This window comes from Pseudomonas sp. W5-36 (assembly GCF_046540455.1).
Lineage (GTDB): Bacteria > Pseudomonadota > Gammaproteobacteria > Pseudomonadales > Pseudomonadaceae > Aquipseudomonas > Aquipseudomonas graminis_B.
This window is the reverse complement of record NZ_JAXCIQ010000029.1, coordinates 47,390-62,724: the sequence shown is the minus strand read 5'-3', so window position 1 is coordinate 62,724 and position 15,335 is coordinate 47,390. Positions and strand designations below refer to the sequence as shown.

Below are 15,335 nucleotides of genomic sequence, written 5' to 3'. Positions count from 1 at the left end.
ATGATGCTTCCTCGAACAGGCCTTATACATAGATGCAACCGGGTAGCAGTGTTCGAAAAGCAGGTTGAATGTGGGGGCGAGTCCATACATAGGACCGGCTTTAGCCGGGAAAGCGTCGGAAGCCACGCCTTTAATGCTCCTGCTCATACCGATCCAGCGTTTCTCTGGCGATCTGCCGCCCGAGCGCGATCAGCTCCGGGGCTTTGTAGAATTCGAAGAACCGGCACACGCGTTTCGGCACGTTGATCAGGATGTCGGGCGGGTAGCCGGCGATTTTGTATTGCGCCAGGGAGGTCTGCATCACCTCGAAGCTCTGGTTGATCAAATCCAGCAGCGAGGCGGGGCCGACGTTGTCGATGATGATCGAGCCGCTGGCCGATCTCGGCGCCCCGGCCTGGGTGGGCGCGGCGGAGGGTTGCTGGCCCTGGGGGTCGGCGGATTCAATGTCAGCCATCAGCCACGGATTGCCCGTCAGCACGGCGGCGCTGGGTTTCAGCCGTTGCTGCGCCAGACGCAAACCATCCTCGCCGGTCAGGTCCAGCCTGCGGCGGAACGGCAGGTGCGAGCCGATGGACGTCATCAGGCCGTCGAAACGCTTCTTCACCGCGGGCGGGCGCTCGATCACCGGCAACGTGTAATGCTTCTGGGTCGTGGAGTTGAGGTTGACCGCGACGATCAAATCGCAATGGCTCGACACCACCGGCACAATCGGCAACGGGTTCAGCAGGCCGCCATCGACCAGCGTGCGATTGCCCTGGACCACCGGGGTGAACAGGCTGGGGATCGCCGCCGAGGCGCGCATTGCCGAATGCAGGTTGCCTTCCTGAAACCAGATCTCCTGCTGGTTGGTGAGGTCGGTGGCCACGGCGGTGTAGGGGATGGGCAGGTCCTCGATGTTGATCTCGCCGACGATGTCGCGAATCTTGCCGAACACCTTCTCGCCGCGAATCGCCCCCAGCCGGAAACTCACGTCCACCAGCCGTAACACGTCCAGGTAATCCAGGCTTTCGATCCACGCCTTGTACTCGGGGAGCTTGCCTGCCGCGTAGATCCCGCCGATCACCGCGCCCATGGAACAGCCGGCGATGCAGGCGATGTCATAGCCGCGGTGTTCGAGCTCTTCGATGACACCGATGTGCGCATAACCCCGTGCGCCCCCGGAGCCCAGAACCAGCGCGATGCGTTTATTCATGTGCGGTTTCCCACTGTCAGCGTTCAGGCGGCGCGCAAGGCGGCCGATTCATCACACACCAGCGTAACGCCAACCGCGCGAAACGGGTATTGTGCATCGCCCCGGCGTGGCACTTTTGCATCGCCGCACCGTCAAAGCCGCATCGTCGATTTCCTTAGTTGAGGTAACACCCATGAAAGCCTGGATCTGCCTGCCCCTGTTGGCGTTGGTTCTCACCGGTTGCGCCGGCAAAACGGCCTACCGCGACAGCTGCGCCACCAACCTTGACGCGGCCTGGCACGAGCTGGATCTGGCCAAGGCGGAAGGGTTCGCTGGCACGGTCAGCTACTCTAAGGCCCTGTCGCTGCTGACCGGGGCCAAGACCCAGCAGCAGTTCGAAGCCTTCGAAGGTTGCTCCGAGAAAGCCGAGAAAGCCCGTTTCTACATCCGTGAGTCCCGCGCGGGTCGCTGAGATCGTTCCAAAGTCCGCAGCCATTAAGCGGTCTCCCTGTAGGAGTGAGCTTGCTCGCGAAGCCTGCTGTCAGTCGCCATCTAGCTGACTGAGATAACGCGGATCGCGAGCAAGCTCACTCCTACAGTCCTGTTTCGCTCCACCCTGATGAATCCCTCCCTCCCGCTCTAGCGAAAACGCCTACGCTGACCTTACAGTGGCTGCACGTCTGGCATCGTTTGCAGTCCTATTAGCCATGAGCAGTCGCCTGGGGAGGCCTTCCGATGGGCAGAAAACTGGATGCGTGTCTCAACGCGATCAATGAAGTGGTGCTGGGCAAGGAACCGCAGGTCCGCCTGGCGCTGACCTGCCTGCTGGGCGGCGGGCACTTGTTGATCGAAGACTTGCCCGGCATGGGCAAAACCACCCTCAGCCACACCCTCGCGCGGGTGCTTGGCCTGAGCTATCAACGCATTCAATTCACCTCCGATCTGCTGCCGGGCGACATCCTCGGCACGTCGGTTTTTGATCGCGACACCGGGCAATTCACCTTTCACCCCGGGCCAATCTTCGCCGAGCTGGTGCTGGCCGACGAAATCAACCGCGCGACGCCCAAAAGCCAGAGCGCACTGCTGGAGGCGATGGAAGAGGGCCAGGTCACCATCGAGGGCGCGACCCGTATGCTGCCCGATCCGTTTTTTGTCATCGCCACCCAGAACCCGTTCAGCCAGGGCGGCACCTTCGCCCTGCCGGAATCGCAACTGGACCGCTTCCTCATGCGCCTGTCCCTGGGCTATCCCGCGCGGTCGGCGGAGAAGGCCCTGCTGCTGGGCGAGTCCCGTCGCGATCTGCTGCCGCGCATCGAGCCATTGCTGGACCACGCCGAGCTCGCGTTGCTTCAGCAGCAGGCGCGGCAGGTGCGGGCCAGCGACGCCTTGGTCGATTATGTGCTGCGGCTGGTCGATGCCACGCGCAGCCAGCCGCAATTTGCCTACGGCCTGTCACCCCGCGCGAGCCTGGCGATTCTCTCGGCGGCGCGGGCCTGGGCGCTGCTCGCCGGGCGCGATTACGTGATTCCCGAAGACGTGCAGGCGATTCTGCCTGCCGTCATCAGCCACCGCCTGCGCGAGCGCACTGACCCGACCGGGCACGGCGGCGGCGCGCTGGTCCAGTGGCTACTGCGCGAGGTGCCGGTGCTGTGATCGAACGCTTCAAACCGGTCTGGCAGCGCTGGGTGGGGCGTCGAATCCCCCCGGCGTCGCGGGTCGAACTGGATCACCGCCGAATCTTCATCCTGCCGACCCGGGTCGGCGGCACTTACGCGCTCATTCTATTTCTGCTGTTGCTGGTGTCGATCAACTACCAGAACAGCCTCGCCTACGGCCTGACATTCCTGATGCTGTCAGTGGGCGTGCTCGCCATTCTGCACACCTACCGCAACATCAGCGGACTGGTGCTGAGCGGCGGTCATGCGCGTTCGGTATTCGTCGGCGAACCGGTGCAACTGCGCCTTCGTCTGGAAAGCACCGGCCATGGACATCAGGCGATTGCCCTGGGTTGGGACAGCGAACAACTGGAGCAGACCGACGTCGAGGCCGAGCGCCTGGTCGAAGTCGGCCTGACCCTGCCGGCGCTCAAGCGCGGCTGGATGCGGGCCCCGCGTTTGCGTGTGGAGAGTGTGTTTCCGCTGGGGATTTTTCGCGCCTGGAGCTGGCTGGACCTGGAACAGACCGTGCTGATCTACCCGCAACCAGTGGTCGGAACCATGCCGCTGCTGCAAGGCGTGCAACCCCATGCCGAGGACGACGGCCACGCGACGACGGGCCCCGGCGTCGATGACTATCAGGGCCTGCGCCTGTGGCAGCCGGGCGACTCGATGCGGCGCATGCACTGGAAAGCCTGGTCGCGGGGGCAGGGGCTCATGGTCAAGGAGTTCAGCGACCTCAGCGGTCACGACCTGTGTCTGGACTTCATGGCCTTGGGCGGTGACATCGAGGAGCGGCTGTCGCGCCTGTGCTACTGGGTGCTGGAATTGTCCCAGCGTCAGCAACCCTTCGCGCTGCGCCTGCCCGGTTTCATCTCGGCCGTGGACAGCGGCGACGCCCACCGCGAAGCCTGTTTGCGCCAGTTGGCGCTGTACGGGGTGCGGGCATGACGGGGCCGATAAAGAGTGCTGCGCGATGACGTCCTCAAGCCTGGCGAAACCGATTCCGCGGGTCAGCCTCAACTGGTTGCTGATCGCTCAGGCGCTGGTGATCGTGCCATTCGCCTTGCATGTGCCGGTGGCGTTGATCGTGTTGTGGCTGGTCTGCTCGTTATGGCGCATCCAGATCTTCCGCATGCGCGTGCGTATGCCCGGCACCTGGATCAAGTCGGGACTGCTGGTCGGCACCGCCGGGGGCATTTACCTGGCGCGGGGCAGCTTGATCGGCCTGGATGCGGGGGCGGCGCTGCTGATCGCCGCGTTCATTCTGAAGATGCTGGAAATGCAGAATCGGCGTGATGCGCTGGTGTTGATCTTCCTCGGCTTCTTCTGCATCGCGGTCGGTTACCTGTTCGAAGACTCGCTGCTCTGGGGCCTGTTTACCCTGCTGCCGATCACCACGCTGCTGGCGGCGTTGATCGGCCTGCAACAGTCCGGCATTTCCGGGAAGCCTGCCGCCACGCTCAGGCTGTCGGCCAAATTGCTGCTGCAGGCCGTGCCGCTGATGATCCTGCTGTTTCTGTTCTTTCCCCGTCTCGATCCGCTGTGGTCGCTGCCGCAACCGAGCAACAAGGCGCTGACCGGGCTGTCCGACAGCATGGCGCCGGGGGACATCGCCGAGCTGAGCAAGTCCGCCGAGCTGGTGTTTCGCGCAAGTTTTGACGGCCCGCTGCCGCCGCGCAATCAGCTGTACTGGCGCGCGCTGACCCTGGAGCAGTTCGACGGCAGACGCTGGTCGCAGTCTTCCCGGGCGCAAGTGCCGGACGCGCCGCTGTGGCGCCGGGAAGGCGAGCGGGTCAGCTACAGCGTGGTACTGGAGCCGACCGGCAAACCGTGGCTGATGACCCTCGACGTGGGCCAGACCGATCTGGCCGGCGTGCGCCAGATGAGCGATTTCCGCTGGCAGCGGCGGCGACCGGTCGAGCAATCGATGCTCTACAACGCCGAATCCTGGCCTGACGCGGTGCGCGAGACCGTGCTTAGCGACGGCGCCCGCGTGCAGGCCCTGCAACTGCCGGCCAAAGGCAATCCCCAAGTGCGCGAGTGGGCAGCGGACCTGCATCGGCGCCATCCCGGCACCGACGCCGTGGTGGACGCGCTGTTGTCGTACTTCACCTCGCAGCCGTTCCGCTACACCCTCAAGCCCCCCGCGCTGGGCGCCAACAGCATCGATGACTTTCTGTTCGGCAGCCGCGCCGGTTTCTGCGCCCATTACGCCGGGGCCATGACTTTCGCGTTGCGCGCGGCAGGCGTGCCGGCGCGGGTGGTCGCTGGTTATCAGGGCGGCGAGTTGAACCCGGACGGCAACTACCTGACCGTGCGCCAGTTCGACGCCCACGCCTGGGTCGAATACTGGCAACCGAACGTGGGCTGGCGCAGCGTTGATCCCACCGCAGCGGTGGCGCCTGCCCGGGTCGAGCAGGGGCTTGAACAGGCGCTGGCGGCGGACGAAGACTTTCTCGGCGATTCGCCAATGTCCCCGCTGCGCTATCGGCACCTGGCCTGGGTCAATTCGATTCGCATGGGCTGGGACAACCTCAATTACGGCTGGCAACGCTGGGTGCTGGGCTATCAGGGGCAGCAGCAACTGCAAGTGCTCGGCCGCTGGTTTTCGGGGTTTCAGGCACCGGTGTTCGCCGGCGGTGCGGCGGTTATTCTCGGGCTGCTGGCGCTGTGGCTGTTCAAGCCGTGGCGGCGCGAAAGCGATTCGCAGCTGCGCCTGTTCAACCATTTCGAACGTCTGCTCGGCCGGCAGGGTCTTAAACGTCAGCCGGGTGAGGGTGCTCAGGCCTTCTCCCAACGTGCTGCCGCGCAACTGCCGGCGCACGCCGGGGCGATCAGGGATTTCGTCGACGAATTTGAAGCCCAGCGCTATGCCGGGGCGGACGGCTCGGTCGGTACCCTGCGCCAGCACCTGAAATCCCTGCGCCGCAGCCTGCCGTGGCGTTTGTCCGCTGTGAGGGACAAGCGGCCGTAAGTCATCAGACATTCATCTTCAACCAAGGAGTGTTTCATGTCAGCGATGGTCGATCACCTGGTCGCCGAGATTATCGGCCTTAACATCAAACTGCTTGCCTGCCACGCGCGGTTGGAAGTCTCCACCGACAGCGAAGCGCTGCACGACCTGCGCACCAACGTCCGCCGCCTGCGCAGTGTCTTGCGGCCGCTGCGCGGTCTGCCAGGGCTGGATCAAGTGGAAGGGGCGGCGAAGGAGGTCGGTGCGCTGACCACGCCGTTGCGCGACATGCAGGTACTGGCGGCGTTCCTCGAGGAACAGGGTCTGCCCCAGGCCGCGGCCAAGCGCGATCAATACCTGAAAACCGCGTGCCCGAAAGTGGCCAGTTCGGCGGAGCTCAATCGGCTGTTCGGCGTGCTGGACCAATTGCCAGCCCTGCTGCGCACCCAGGAACGCCACGGCCTGCTCGAGAAATTGCGCCAGCGCATCGAAAAGCGCCTGGACAAACAGTGGAAGCAACTGCGCGAAGCCATGGGCGACCCTGCCCACGACCGCCATCGCCTGCGGCTGTTGATCAAGCGTGTGCGTTACGCCGGTGAGGCTTACCCTGAACTCAGTCATCAGCCGAAGAACATGGAGCGCCGGTTGAAAGCGGCCCAGGGCGCCCTGGGCGACTGGCACGATCACCTGCAATGGCTGGAGCAGGCGCGGCATCAGGCCGATCTTTCGCCTTGCGTGGCCGGGTGGGAATTGGGCATTCATCGTGCCGAGCAAAAGTCTGACCAGGTGCTGGAACGCTTGTACAAGGCTTGCTTTGGTAAGCATTCCTCGCGCTAAGGGCCCTTGCGCAGGATTGTCCAGCGCAGCCTTTTAACCGTCTGGTCCGCAGGATTGGCGTTTATAAACCCTGTCCTGCGGCGGCTGCCTCGCTACCATTTGCACATCCCGCCTGCCACCCTGGAACGTCCATGAAATTCTCCGAGCTGCTCGACGCCGTCCGCACCCGTCCCGAATCCGTCAGCATCCCCGCCTCATGGGCCCAGGGGCGTGCCTGCTTCGGCGGGCTGATGGCCGCTTTGATGTATGAAGCGATGCGCGCGAAGGTCTCTGCCGAGCGGCCGGTGCGGTCGCTGGCGATCTGTTTTGTGGCCCCGCCGGCCATCGACACGCCGATCTCGTTTGACGTGGAGATCCTCCGCGAGGGCAAGGCCGTTAGCCAGGTGTTGGGGCGGGCGATGCAGAACGGCGAGGTCATGACCCTGATTCAGGGCAGCTTCGGCGCCCCCCGCGAGTCGATGATTTCGGTGCAGGCCGAGCCAGCGCCGGTGTTCACACCGGTGGACGAGATCCAGCCGTTTCCGTTTGTGTCAGGGGTGATGCCGGAATACCTGCGCTTTATTGACCTGCGCTGGGCGCTGGGTGGCCTGCCGTTTTCCAATACGCCGTCCGGTGCGATTGGCGGTTACGCGCGGTTGCGTGACGTGGAAGAGGAACCCTTGACCGAAGCGCACCTGCTGGCACTGGTCGACACCTGGCCGCCTGCGGTGCTGCCGCACCTGAACAAGCCGGCACCGGGGAGCTCGTTGACGTGGACAATCGAGTTTGTGCAGCCGTTGCCCGCCATGACCACCCATGACTGGACGCAGTACCGAGCGGTGATCGAGCATGCCCGCGATGGCTACGGTCATACCGCGGCGGCGTTGTGGACGCCGAAAGGGGAGTTGGTGGCGATCAGTCGCCAGACGGTGACGGTTTTCGGCTGATCAGTCGTGCATGCCGCGAGTTTAGTGACACGTGCTCACCTGATGCATTTATGAACCTGTCAAACGCCTGAGGCCTCATTGGCCTCGGGCTTTGATGGCTTGGGCAGCGACCAGACCCAGCACGCCGATGGCGGCGGAGGTCAGGCTGCCGTTGAACGCGCCGTCGAGCAGCAACAGCCCGGAGACGATGGCCAGCGGAAACGCCAGGGACGACAGCACGACATGGGACGGCAGGCCTTCCTTGCGCGATGGGTGGAAGAATTCGCCGATGTGGAGATCCGTAATGAACTTGGGCATGACGCTTACCTCGGTGAAACATTAACAAGAAGTGTTTTCGATTGAGGTGAGAATAGGCCCGGCGTTTTACTTCGGCGAATCGAGGATTGCTATCAGCTTGATAGGCAGCATGCCTCTGAGTAATCGCAGCCGCGCGAGGCAATCAGCCCTGTAATTTCAGCTGTCCGATGGCGGTGTTCAAGGCGCCCGCCAGTGTCGCCAGCTCATCGCTGGTGCCGGCCGAGTCCACGGTCTGCCGGACGGTGCGCTCGGTCACGTCGCGGATGCTCACCACGGCGCGGTTCATTTCTTCGGCCACCTGGCTCTGTTGTTGCGCGGCCACCGCAATCTGAGTGTTGCTCTCGCGCATCTGCGCCACCGCTTCAGTGATCGCCGTCAGCGCCTGACCAGCTTCCCGCGCGCGCTGCACGCAGTCGTCGGCCTTGTGCGAGCTCTCCTGCATGAAATCCACCGCATCGCGGGTGCCCGCCTGCAGGGTGCAGACCATGGTGGTGATCTCGTCGGTGGACGTCTGCACCCGACGCGCCAGATGCCGCACCTCGTCGGCCACCACCGCGAAGCCGCGTCCCATCTCGCCAGCGCGGGCCGCTTCGATGGCGGCGTTGAGGGCGAGCAGATTGGTCTGTTCGGCGATGCTGTGAATCACGTTCACCACACCATTGATTTTCTGACTGTCCTCGGCCAGCCGCTGGATCATCCCGGCCGTCTGTTGCACCCCGCTGGACAGTCCGGCGATGGACGTCTCTACGCGATCAACCACGGCTTTGCCGGTGCCCGCGAGCTTATCAGCGTTCCGGGATTGATCACGGGTGGCGCCGGCGTGTTGAGCGATGTGGTGGACGGTGGCGGTCATTTCATTGATGGCCGTTGCCACTTGGTCGGTCTCGCTCTGCTGGCCGAGCATGCCCTGGCGCACCTCGCTCATGCCCGACGCCAGTTGGCCCGCGCCTGCATCCAGGCGGGCGGCGGAGTGGGCCACGGTGGTGACGATGCGTTGATAACCGGCCTGCATGGCGTTGAAGGCCTTGGCCATCTGCCCGACTTCATCTTCACCGGCGAGTGGCACGCGCGCCGAGAGGTCGCCGCTGCGTTCAACATGCAGCATTACGTCTTTGAGGGTGTTGAGGTGGGTCAGCAGAAAGCGGATCAGCAGTTGCGACGCGCCGAGCATGGCGAGCATCAGAATGAACACCGCGACCGCGTACTGGACAAAGCGCTCGCCCACCAGTTGCAGCAGGTGTGGCGCAGCGGCGAGCACAGCGATGCGTTGATCACCGCGCTGGATGACATAGGCGCCGATCAGAGGCGTACCGTCTGTTTCGGCCTTCAGGTCGGCCCAGCCGGTGACCGTGCTCAGGGAGGGCAGGGGCTGACCGTTGAACACCGGCACCTGTCCCGCTGGATACGTCAAACGGTGGGCCGCCGCTGGCAGTGGTTGCCCGGCGGGCCAGGCGCTCAACAACTGCGCTTCGGCCTGCACGGCGGCCCTGGCGTCGTTGGCGCGGGTTTGTTGTTCCAGCTGCAGAGCATAAAGCACCAGCAACAGCGTGGTGAAAAACGCAACGGCGTTGACCGCCCAGAACTTGTATTTCAGCGAAACATTGCTCAGCCAGCGGGCCATGGTGGAAGTCTTCTGTGGGTGCACGAGATAAGGCAAGGTGCCATCATTTTGTGCCCTTTGAAGACGCGAAGCGTTGATCTGGGTCAATGGGTGTTTATGGGATGACACGTCAGACGGCGCGCCTGCAACTTCGACCTGCGAAACATGCCGGCGACTGTTGCGACTGTTACGACGCTTGAGTGGCAGCTTCCACCACCGGCAACGCAAAAAACGCCCGTGCGCAATCAGTGGTGTGGGCCGCGACATCCTCCGGGCTCTCGTCTCGATGCAGCGCCACTTCGCGAAGAACCTCGGGCAGATAGGCCGGTTCGTTGCGGCCGTTCTTCGGCTTGGGGCGCAAGGTGCGGGGCAGCAGGTAGGGCGCGTCGCTTTCCAGCATCAGGCGGCCGCGCGGAATTTCGCGGACCAGCGGGTGCAAGTGCGTGCCCCTGCGTTCGTCGCAGATCCAGCCGGTGATGCCGATGTGCAGGTCCAGGTCCAGATAGTTGAACAGCGCGCGTTTTTCCCCGGTGAAGCAATGCACCACCGCCGCCGGGAGCTGGTCGCGGTAGTCCCGCAAAATGGCGAGCAGGCGCTCGTCGGCGTCGCGCTCATGGAGAAACACCGGCAGCTGCAACTCGACAGCCAATGCCAGATGCGCTTCCAGGACCTTTTCCTGCTGCGGGCGAGGGGAGAAGTCGCGATTGAAATCCAGCCCGCATTCACCCACGGCGCAGACCGTTTTTTCACGCAGCAGCGCCCTGAGCTGGTTTTCGGTTTCGCCCGTCCAGGCGCTTGCCGAGTGCGGATGAATGCCGGCAGTGCTGAACAATCGCTCGGCGCTTTCATCAAGCTGGCGCGACAACACAAGGGCGTTTTCGCTGCCCTCGACGTCGGTGCCGGTGAGGATCAACTGACCGACGCCGGCGGCGTACGCGCGCTCCACCACCTCGCGTTCGCGGGCGGCGAAGCTGGGGTTGGTCAAGTTGACGCCAATGTCTATTAGTTGCATGGTGCTACCTCAGGCCAGAGGCCGAGAAGAATAACAGAGCGATTGAAGCGATAAAAAACAAGCAGGCTCAACTGCTTGGAATACCCGAACCCTGTGATCCCGTTTTGTTGACGCACGCCGCGATGCACGCCGCGAGCCTGTCAGCTGCGCGACGCAGACTTCAAGCCCGTCTTTTTCGGCCTTTCGTCGGAGCGTCAATGATCCGAGCGTCCCTGTTTTCCCTGATGTGCGTCATGGCCGTGCCCGGCCATGCGTCGCCGCGACCCGCCGGCCCGCCCGTGGTGATCAAGAAGAATCAGGTGCGCGACCTGCCGGCAATCCGCAGCGGCAAAGTCCTGCGGGTGCTGGTCAATCAGAGCCGTAACAGCTCCGCTGAAGTTCAGGGTGAGCCCGTGGGCGTCGAGTGCCGTCGCTTGCAGGCGTTCGAAACCTACCTCAACAGCCATGCCCGCGACGGTCAGAAAATCTCCCTCAAACTCATTCCCAAAGCCAAGGATCAATTGCTTGCCGCGCTGCAGCGGGGCGAAGGTGACATGGTTGCGCCGGGCGAACTGCTCGACGCCAGCGCCGCGCATTACGTTGACGCGTCTGAACCGGTGGTGGCCCAGGTGCCGCTGGTGGTGGTCGGCGTCAAGGGTGAGCGCGGGCTCCGACACCCGGAACAACTTTCCGGCCGCACACTGATGCTGACCAGCGGCAGCGCCGCCGATGAAGCCATTCTTCAGCTCAACCAGAAACTGGCCCTGCGCAAGTTGCCGCCGGTGAAGATCGAGTGGGTCGACCCGAGCCTGGCGGTGGAAGACGTGCTGGAAATGGTCCAGGCCGGGGTTTATCACCTGACCGTGGTCGAGCAACCGATCGCCGAGCGCTGGGCCAAAGTGATGCCGAAACTGCGCATCGACCGCGCTGCGGCCTTGAGCGATCCGGGCGACATGAACTGGTTTGTGCGCAAGGACGCCGTGGTGTTGCGCGGCGCCGTTGACCGTTTCTTGCAAACCTACGAACCGCCGCGCAATCAGGACGCTGCCTTCCAGACCGCCTACAAGGACCGCTACCAGATCCACAATCCGCTGGCCCGCGAAGACCGTCAGCGCCTGGAAAAACTCCGCCCCACGCTGCAACTGCATGCCGACAAACAGAAGATGGACTGGCTGGACCTCGCCGCCGTGGCGTTCAAGGAATCTTCCCTCAACCCGGTTGCCAAGGGCGGCAGCGGCGCAACGGGCCTGCTGCAGATTACGCCGTCGGCCGCCCAGCGCGTCGGCGTCGACAATATTCATGACCTCGACGGCAACGTGCAGGCGGCGAGCAAATACATGGCGCTGCTGCGGCGCAAGTTTTTCGCCAGCCCGAAAATCAACGAGCGCGAGCGCATGGCCTTCACCCTGGCCGCCTACAACCTCGGCCCGGAGCGGGTGCAGGCCATGCGCGCGGAAGCGAAGCGCCAGGGGCTTAACCCGAACCAGTGGTTTTTTCAGGTCGAGCGCGTGGCGATGGAGCAGGGCGGCAAGAACGTCGTGAGTTACGTCAACAGCGTCAACAAGTACTACCTCGCATTTGATCAGGTCCGCAGTTCACTGGAGCGTCCGGCGACGCGCTGAAAGATCTAATAGTTCGATAGGTATGGCGCGTATTTTGCGATTCTCATATTTGTAGAACCGATTAAGATGGCGCCATTCTCACATCCCTCGGAATGCCCGCCATGAATGCTCAACTCAAATCGATCTTCAACACCCACGCCGGTTTCGGCATCACCGCCCTGCGGGTCCTAATCGGTATCATTCTCATGGCCCACGGTAGCCAGAAGCTGTTCGGCCTGTTCGGCGGCTATGGCCTTGAAGGCACCGGCCAGTACATGGCGAGCCTGGGCCTGAACCCTGGCTACCTGATGGCGTTGATGTCCGGCAGCGCAGAATTCTTCGGGGGTCTGGCGCTGTTCCTTGGCCTGCTGGCACGGCCTGCGGCGTTGGTGGTGATCGTGATGCTGGTGGTGGCGATCCTCACGGTGCACATCCACAACGGCTTGTTCATGGCCAACAACGGTTATGAGTTCGGCCTGGCGTTGATCGCCGGCGCTGTGGCGGTGCTCTTCGAAGGCGCCGGCCGCCTTTCGCTTGACCGATTGATCGCACGTCGCTGATTCCCCGGCCAGCTTCCTGGCAACCCAATCCCGGCCTCTGGCGACGCCGGGATTTTTTTTGCGTTCGGTTCAGCCAACAAACGACAGGAGCCGCTGATTGACAATGCCCACGCCGCTTCTCTAGGATGCCGTCCATGCGCCGATTTAAACAGCTACTTGCGGGGCGCCGGGTGACGGTCAATCGTCATCGAAATTCCGCTAAAGCGCTGGTTCGGTGTTGCCTCTCACCGCTGCCCAGCGGATCAATGAGGCAGAGAAAACGACACTATGAGCAGTCATTCCCACCCGCGTCCCCTCGTTCGTCTGGCGCCCATCGCCAGCCAGTTCAATCGTCGCAATCCGCAAATCCTTCTGGGCGGTGCCCATCAGCCGACGCTGCTGCGTTACCTCGACGGCTGGCCGCGTCGCCAGGGCGGCCCCCACGCTTTCCTCATTCAATTCATCGAAACCCACGACGCCCTCGAGCGCTTCAGCAACGATCAGTTTGATCTGGCGGTCATCCAGGCGCCCACGGCCGAGCGCGCGGAGGCGGTGATTCACCAGCTGATCCGCGTCGCCCGCCAGGGTCTGATCACCCGCTGCTGATCACCCGACGCTGACGGCTCGCCGCTTGGGCTGCAGCGGTAGATCGGGATGGCGCACAGTGAAGCGGGCACGCACACCATTGGCGTGACGGCACTGAGCGATCAAGGCGCTGCGCAGGGTCCAGTCGGTGTTGATGATGTAGAAATTCTGAATGAAGCTGTTCTCGTCCGTCGATTCGAACCACTGATCGATCTTCCGGCTCAGGTCACTGGGTGCGTGCAGCGGCAGCGAATACTTGGCGCACTGGATGGCGGTCAGGCTGAACTCGGGTTTGTACTCCACCGCGACTTCGTTGATGAACGCCTTCAGGGTGTTGGTGTTGAACAGGTTCGCCCCGGGCCAGCGTTGCTTGACCCCGGGCCACAGCAGCTCGTCACCCGAATTCCGGTTGTAGGCCAGCACCACGTTCTTGCCCGGGTGATCGTTCCAGATGTCTTCCAGGGTGAGTTGGCGCAGGGTGCGCGGCACTGTCCTAGTGCCCAGGGTTGAGCTGAGCAGGCCCTGAAATTCCCGATGGGTCAGTTCGGTGAAATCCTTGAACTGGTGGAAATCCAGCACAACGATTTCACGCGCCGGGGAGCCGTTCTGCTCCAGTTCTTCAAAAAAGCCCTGGACGCACGCCAGAATATCCCCGGCGACCGTGCGCCCCGACGAGGTCAGGTGAAACAGCTGAAAACGCCGCGGGTCACCCTTTTCGTACTTTGAATAAAACGCCACGCGCAAATCCAGCGCGCGCACCCCCTGGCGCAGTTGTTCCAGGGGCGCGACGTCCTGGGCCATCTCCTGGGGTACGGCGAAGTTGGGGGACAGCTTGTCACTGCCGGAATTGTGGGCGCCGGGCAGGATGAGTTGGTCGATGCGCAAGCGGCCGAGTTCAGCCGTTTGCGCCATCCAGTCGACATGGGGCGGGCGGGATGCAGCGGATGAGTTGAGGGGCATACAGTCATTCCTTGACGTGTGATGGAGCTCCGCGGGCGGAGCGGGGTGAGCGGTCATTCGCTCGGAAAGTCCTTTTCTGGAGTGTGGCCGTCGCGTCTCCGACGTCAACCAAGGCAGTTCTTCAGGTCTGTTACCCGATGTGAACGGCGGCGTGTGCTTATCTGACTTTCAGGACCACGCGGCCGCGCACCGGGTGCTCGTCGAGGTGGTTGTGGGCCTTGCCGAACTGCTCGAACGGCCAGGCGCGGTGAATGTCCGGCTTGAGCAGGCCTTTGGCGGTCAGTTCGTTGATGGCGTCCAGTGCCCGTTGCAGTGCAGGGCCGTTCTGCTCGATGCCCAGCTCCGGCTTGCCGGTGAAATTTTCCAGGCAGTGCACGTGGAAGCGCATGTTCTTGCGAAACGCCTGCTGCGCCGGGAAGGGTGTCTTGTTGCCGCCGCGCAGGCCGTACAGCACCAGGTCGCCGCGGGGCGCCAACACGTCGCCCAGCATCGACATCTGCATGCCGCCCAGTCCGTCGAACACTGCTTCGATGCCGTGGCCGTGGGTCAGCGACTCGATGCGCAGGCAGATGTCGTCCTCGTCGGTGACGATCACCCGATGGGCGCCGTTCGCCAGCAGGTATTCACGGTCCTCCGCGTGGGGCGTCGCGGCAATGACCCGTAGCCCCAACGCTTTGCCCAACTGCACGAAGGCAATTCCGGGGCTGTAGGTCGCGTCGGTGACCAGAACGGTCTGGCCGGGTTGCACGTTGGTCAGCTCGACGAAGGCAAACCAGGCCAGCAGCATCGGCGTGAAGTGAACGCTGGCTTCCACCGGTGTCAGTGCGTCCGGGTATCGGGTCAGCGCGTTGCGCGGCACCATCACGTGGTCGCCACACACCGGGTACTGGTTGACGCTCATGGCTTTGAAGCTCGCCACGTGGTCGCCCACCTTCAGGTCGGTCACGCCAGCGCCCACGGCTTCGACGACGCCGGCCATTTCGCTGCCCAGCCCGGCTGGCAGTTGCACCGGTGCCAGTGACAGGTTCTGCCGCCACAACACGTCGTCCCAGCTGATGCCGATGGCTTCGGCACGCACCAGCACTTCCTGTGGGCCGGGGGACCGGTCAGGCTGCTCCTCGCAACAGAGCACATCGGCTTTGCCGAAGCGATGAAATTTGATGGCCCGTGACATTGTCAACCTCGATGCCTGTCGTTGAGTGTTGCGACGACTGTAT

At 63.4% G+C, this 15,335-nt stretch carries 15 protein-coding genes; 9 read left to right on the top strand and 6 right to left on the bottom strand.

Translation table 11 applies throughout. From position 1 onward, the window contains the following. Nucleotides 1-130: 130 nt before the first annotated feature. Nucleotides 131-1,192, bottom strand: coding sequence for a patatin-like phospholipase family protein (locus SLW74_RS26765; protein WP_192136005.1), 1,062 nt, complete (start codon nt 1,190-1,192; stop codon nt 131-133). A 172-nt stretch (nt 1,193-1,364) separates the two neighbouring features. Here SLW74_RS26765 and SLW74_RS26760 point away from each other — a divergent pair, with 172 nt between their 5' ends. The 6 genes from SLW74_RS26760 to SLW74_RS26735 all read left to right on the top strand — a co-directional run bounded on the left by SLW74_RS26760 (nt 1,365) and on the right by SLW74_RS26735 (nt 7,545). Further along, complete coding sequence (locus SLW74_RS26760) at nt 1,365-1,643, top strand: hypothetical protein (RefSeq protein WP_062381160.1); 279 nt, start codon at nt 1,365-1,367, stop codon at nt 1,641-1,643. A 263-nt stretch (nt 1,644-1,906) separates the two neighbouring features. Then, complete coding sequence (locus SLW74_RS26755; protein ID WP_410930638.1) at nt 1,907-2,824, top strand: AAA family ATPase; 918 nt, start codon at nt 1,907-1,909, stop codon at nt 2,822-2,824. After that, nucleotides 2,794-3,777 (top strand): DUF58 domain-containing protein, encoded by a 984-nt coding sequence (locus SLW74_RS26750; protein WP_296311358.1) that lies wholly within the window; start codon nt 2,794-2,796, stop codon nt 3,775-3,777. Before SLW74_RS26755 ends, SLW74_RS26750 begins: the two co-directional genes overlap by 31 nt. Nucleotides 3,778-3,802: 25 nt before the next feature. Then, nucleotides 3,803-5,803, top strand: coding sequence for a DUF3488 and DUF4129 domain-containing transglutaminase family protein (locus tag SLW74_RS26745; RefSeq protein WP_410930637.1), 2,001 nt, complete (start codon nt 3,803-3,805; stop codon nt 5,801-5,803). 45 nt (nt 5,804-5,848) lie between these two features. Further along, complete coding sequence (locus SLW74_RS26740; protein ID WP_410930640.1) at nt 5,849-6,619, top strand: CHAD domain-containing protein; 771 nt, start codon at nt 5,849-5,851, stop codon at nt 6,617-6,619. Nucleotides 6,620-6,750: 131 nt separating this feature from the next. Next, complete coding sequence (locus SLW74_RS26735; RefSeq protein WP_065986323.1) at nt 6,751-7,545, top strand: acyl-CoA thioesterase; 795 nt, start codon at nt 6,751-6,753, stop codon at nt 7,543-7,545. Nucleotides 7,546-7,620: 75 nt separating this feature from the next. On the opposite strand, the gene SLW74_RS26730 is transcribed toward SLW74_RS26735, so the two are convergent. The 3 genes from SLW74_RS26730 to SLW74_RS26720 all read right to left on the bottom strand — a co-directional run bounded on the left by SLW74_RS26730 (nt 7,621) and on the right by SLW74_RS26720 (nt 10,454). Continuing rightward, nucleotides 7,621-7,842, bottom strand: a complete 222-nt coding sequence (locus SLW74_RS26730) for a hypothetical protein (protein WP_065986324.1) — start codon at nt 7,840-7,842, stop codon at nt 7,621-7,623. 142 nt (nt 7,843-7,984) lie between these two features. After that, the gene (locus tag SLW74_RS26725; RefSeq protein ID WP_410930636.1) at nt 7,985-9,463 is read right to left on the bottom strand and encodes a methyl-accepting chemotaxis protein; all 1,479 of its coding nucleotides are present in this window, start codon (nt 9,461-9,463) and stop codon (nt 7,985-7,987) included. 166 nt (nt 9,464-9,629) lie between these two features. Further along, nucleotides 9,630-10,454 carry a TatD family hydrolase gene (locus SLW74_RS26720; RefSeq protein ID WP_410930635.1) on the bottom strand — a complete coding sequence of 275 codons (825 nt, stop codon included), beginning with the start codon at nt 10,452-10,454 and terminating at the stop codon, nt 9,630-9,632. A 197-nt stretch (nt 10,455-10,651) separates the two neighbouring features. Here SLW74_RS26720 and SLW74_RS26715 point away from each other — a divergent pair, with 197 nt between their 5' ends. The 3 genes from SLW74_RS26715 (at nt 10,652) to SLW74_RS26705 (ending at nt 13,179) form a co-directional block, all read left to right on the top strand. Then, a complete protein-coding gene (locus tag SLW74_RS26715; RefSeq protein WP_410930634.1) occupies nt 10,652-12,055 on the top strand; it encodes a transglycosylase SLT domain-containing protein in 1,404 nt (467 codons plus the stop codon). Between the two features lie 101 nt (nt 12,056-12,156). After that, nucleotides 12,157-12,594, top strand: coding sequence for a DoxX family protein (locus SLW74_RS26710; protein WP_410930633.1), 438 nt, complete (start codon nt 12,157-12,159; stop codon nt 12,592-12,594). Between the two features lie 267 nt (nt 12,595-12,861). Further along, nucleotides 12,862-13,179, top strand: a complete 318-nt coding sequence (locus SLW74_RS26705; RefSeq protein WP_065986329.1) for a hypothetical protein — start codon at nt 12,862-12,864, stop codon at nt 13,177-13,179. Here SLW74_RS26705 and SLW74_RS26700 read toward each other — a convergent pair whose 3' ends face one another. Further along, nucleotides 13,180-14,118 (bottom strand): hypothetical protein, encoded by a 939-nt coding sequence (locus SLW74_RS26700; RefSeq protein WP_410930632.1) that lies wholly within the window; start codon nt 14,116-14,118, stop codon nt 13,180-13,182. 157 nt (nt 14,119-14,275) lie between these two features. Continuing rightward, a complete protein-coding gene (locus SLW74_RS26695; protein ID WP_410930631.1) occupies nt 14,276-15,292 on the bottom strand; it encodes a zinc-dependent alcohol dehydrogenase family protein in 1,017 nt (338 codons plus the stop codon). Nucleotides 15,293-15,335 lie beyond the last annotated feature (43 nt).

Bases quoted from the DNA above. Each gene is read 5' to 3' on its own strand.
- SLW74_RS26765 (WP_192136005.1), bottom strand. From the start codon at position 1,192: ATGAATAAACGCATCGCGCTGGTTCTGGGCTCCGGGGGCGCACGGGGT.
- SLW74_RS26760 (WP_062381160.1), top strand. From the start codon at position 1,365: ATGAAAGCCTGGATCTGCCTGCCCCTGTTGGCGTTGGTTCTCACCGGT.
- SLW74_RS26755 (WP_410930638.1), top strand. From the start codon at position 1,907: ATGGGCAGAAAACTGGATGCGTGTCTCAACGCGATCAATGAAGTGGTG.
- SLW74_RS26745 (WP_410930637.1), top strand. From the start codon at position 3,803: ATGACGTCCTCAAGCCTGGCGAAACCGATTCCGCGGGTCAGCCTCAAC.
- SLW74_RS26740 (WP_410930640.1), top strand. From the start codon at position 5,849: ATGGTCGATCACCTGGTCGCCGAGATTATCGGCCTTAACATCAAACTG.
- SLW74_RS26735 (WP_065986323.1), top strand. From the start codon at position 6,751: ATGAAATTCTCCGAGCTGCTCGACGCCGTCCGCACCCGTCCCGAATCC.
- SLW74_RS26730 (WP_065986324.1), bottom strand. From the start codon at position 7,842: ATGCCCAAGTTCATTACGGATCTCCACATCGGCGAATTCTTCCACCCA.
- SLW74_RS26725 (WP_410930636.1), bottom strand. From the start codon at position 9,463: ATGGCCCGCTGGCTGAGCAATGTTTCGCTGAAATACAAGTTCTGGGCG.
- SLW74_RS26720 (WP_410930635.1), bottom strand. From the start codon at position 10,454: ATGCAACTAATAGACATTGGCGTCAACTTGACCAACCCCAGCTTCGCC.
- SLW74_RS26715 (WP_410930634.1), top strand. From the start codon at position 10,652: ATGATCCGAGCGTCCCTGTTTTCCCTGATGTGCGTCATGGCCGTGCCC.
- SLW74_RS26710 (WP_410930633.1), top strand. From the start codon at position 12,157: ATGAATGCTCAACTCAAATCGATCTTCAACACCCACGCCGGTTTCGGC.
- SLW74_RS26705 (WP_065986329.1), top strand. From the start codon at position 12,862: ATGAGCAGTCATTCCCACCCGCGTCCCCTCGTTCGTCTGGCGCCCATC.
- SLW74_RS26700 (WP_410930632.1), bottom strand. From the start codon at position 14,118: ATGCCCCTCAACTCATCCGCTGCATCCCGCCCGCCCCATGTCGACTGG.
- SLW74_RS26695 (WP_410930631.1), bottom strand. From the start codon at position 15,292: ATGTCACGGGCCATCAAATTTCATCGCTTCGGCAAAGCCGATGTGCTC.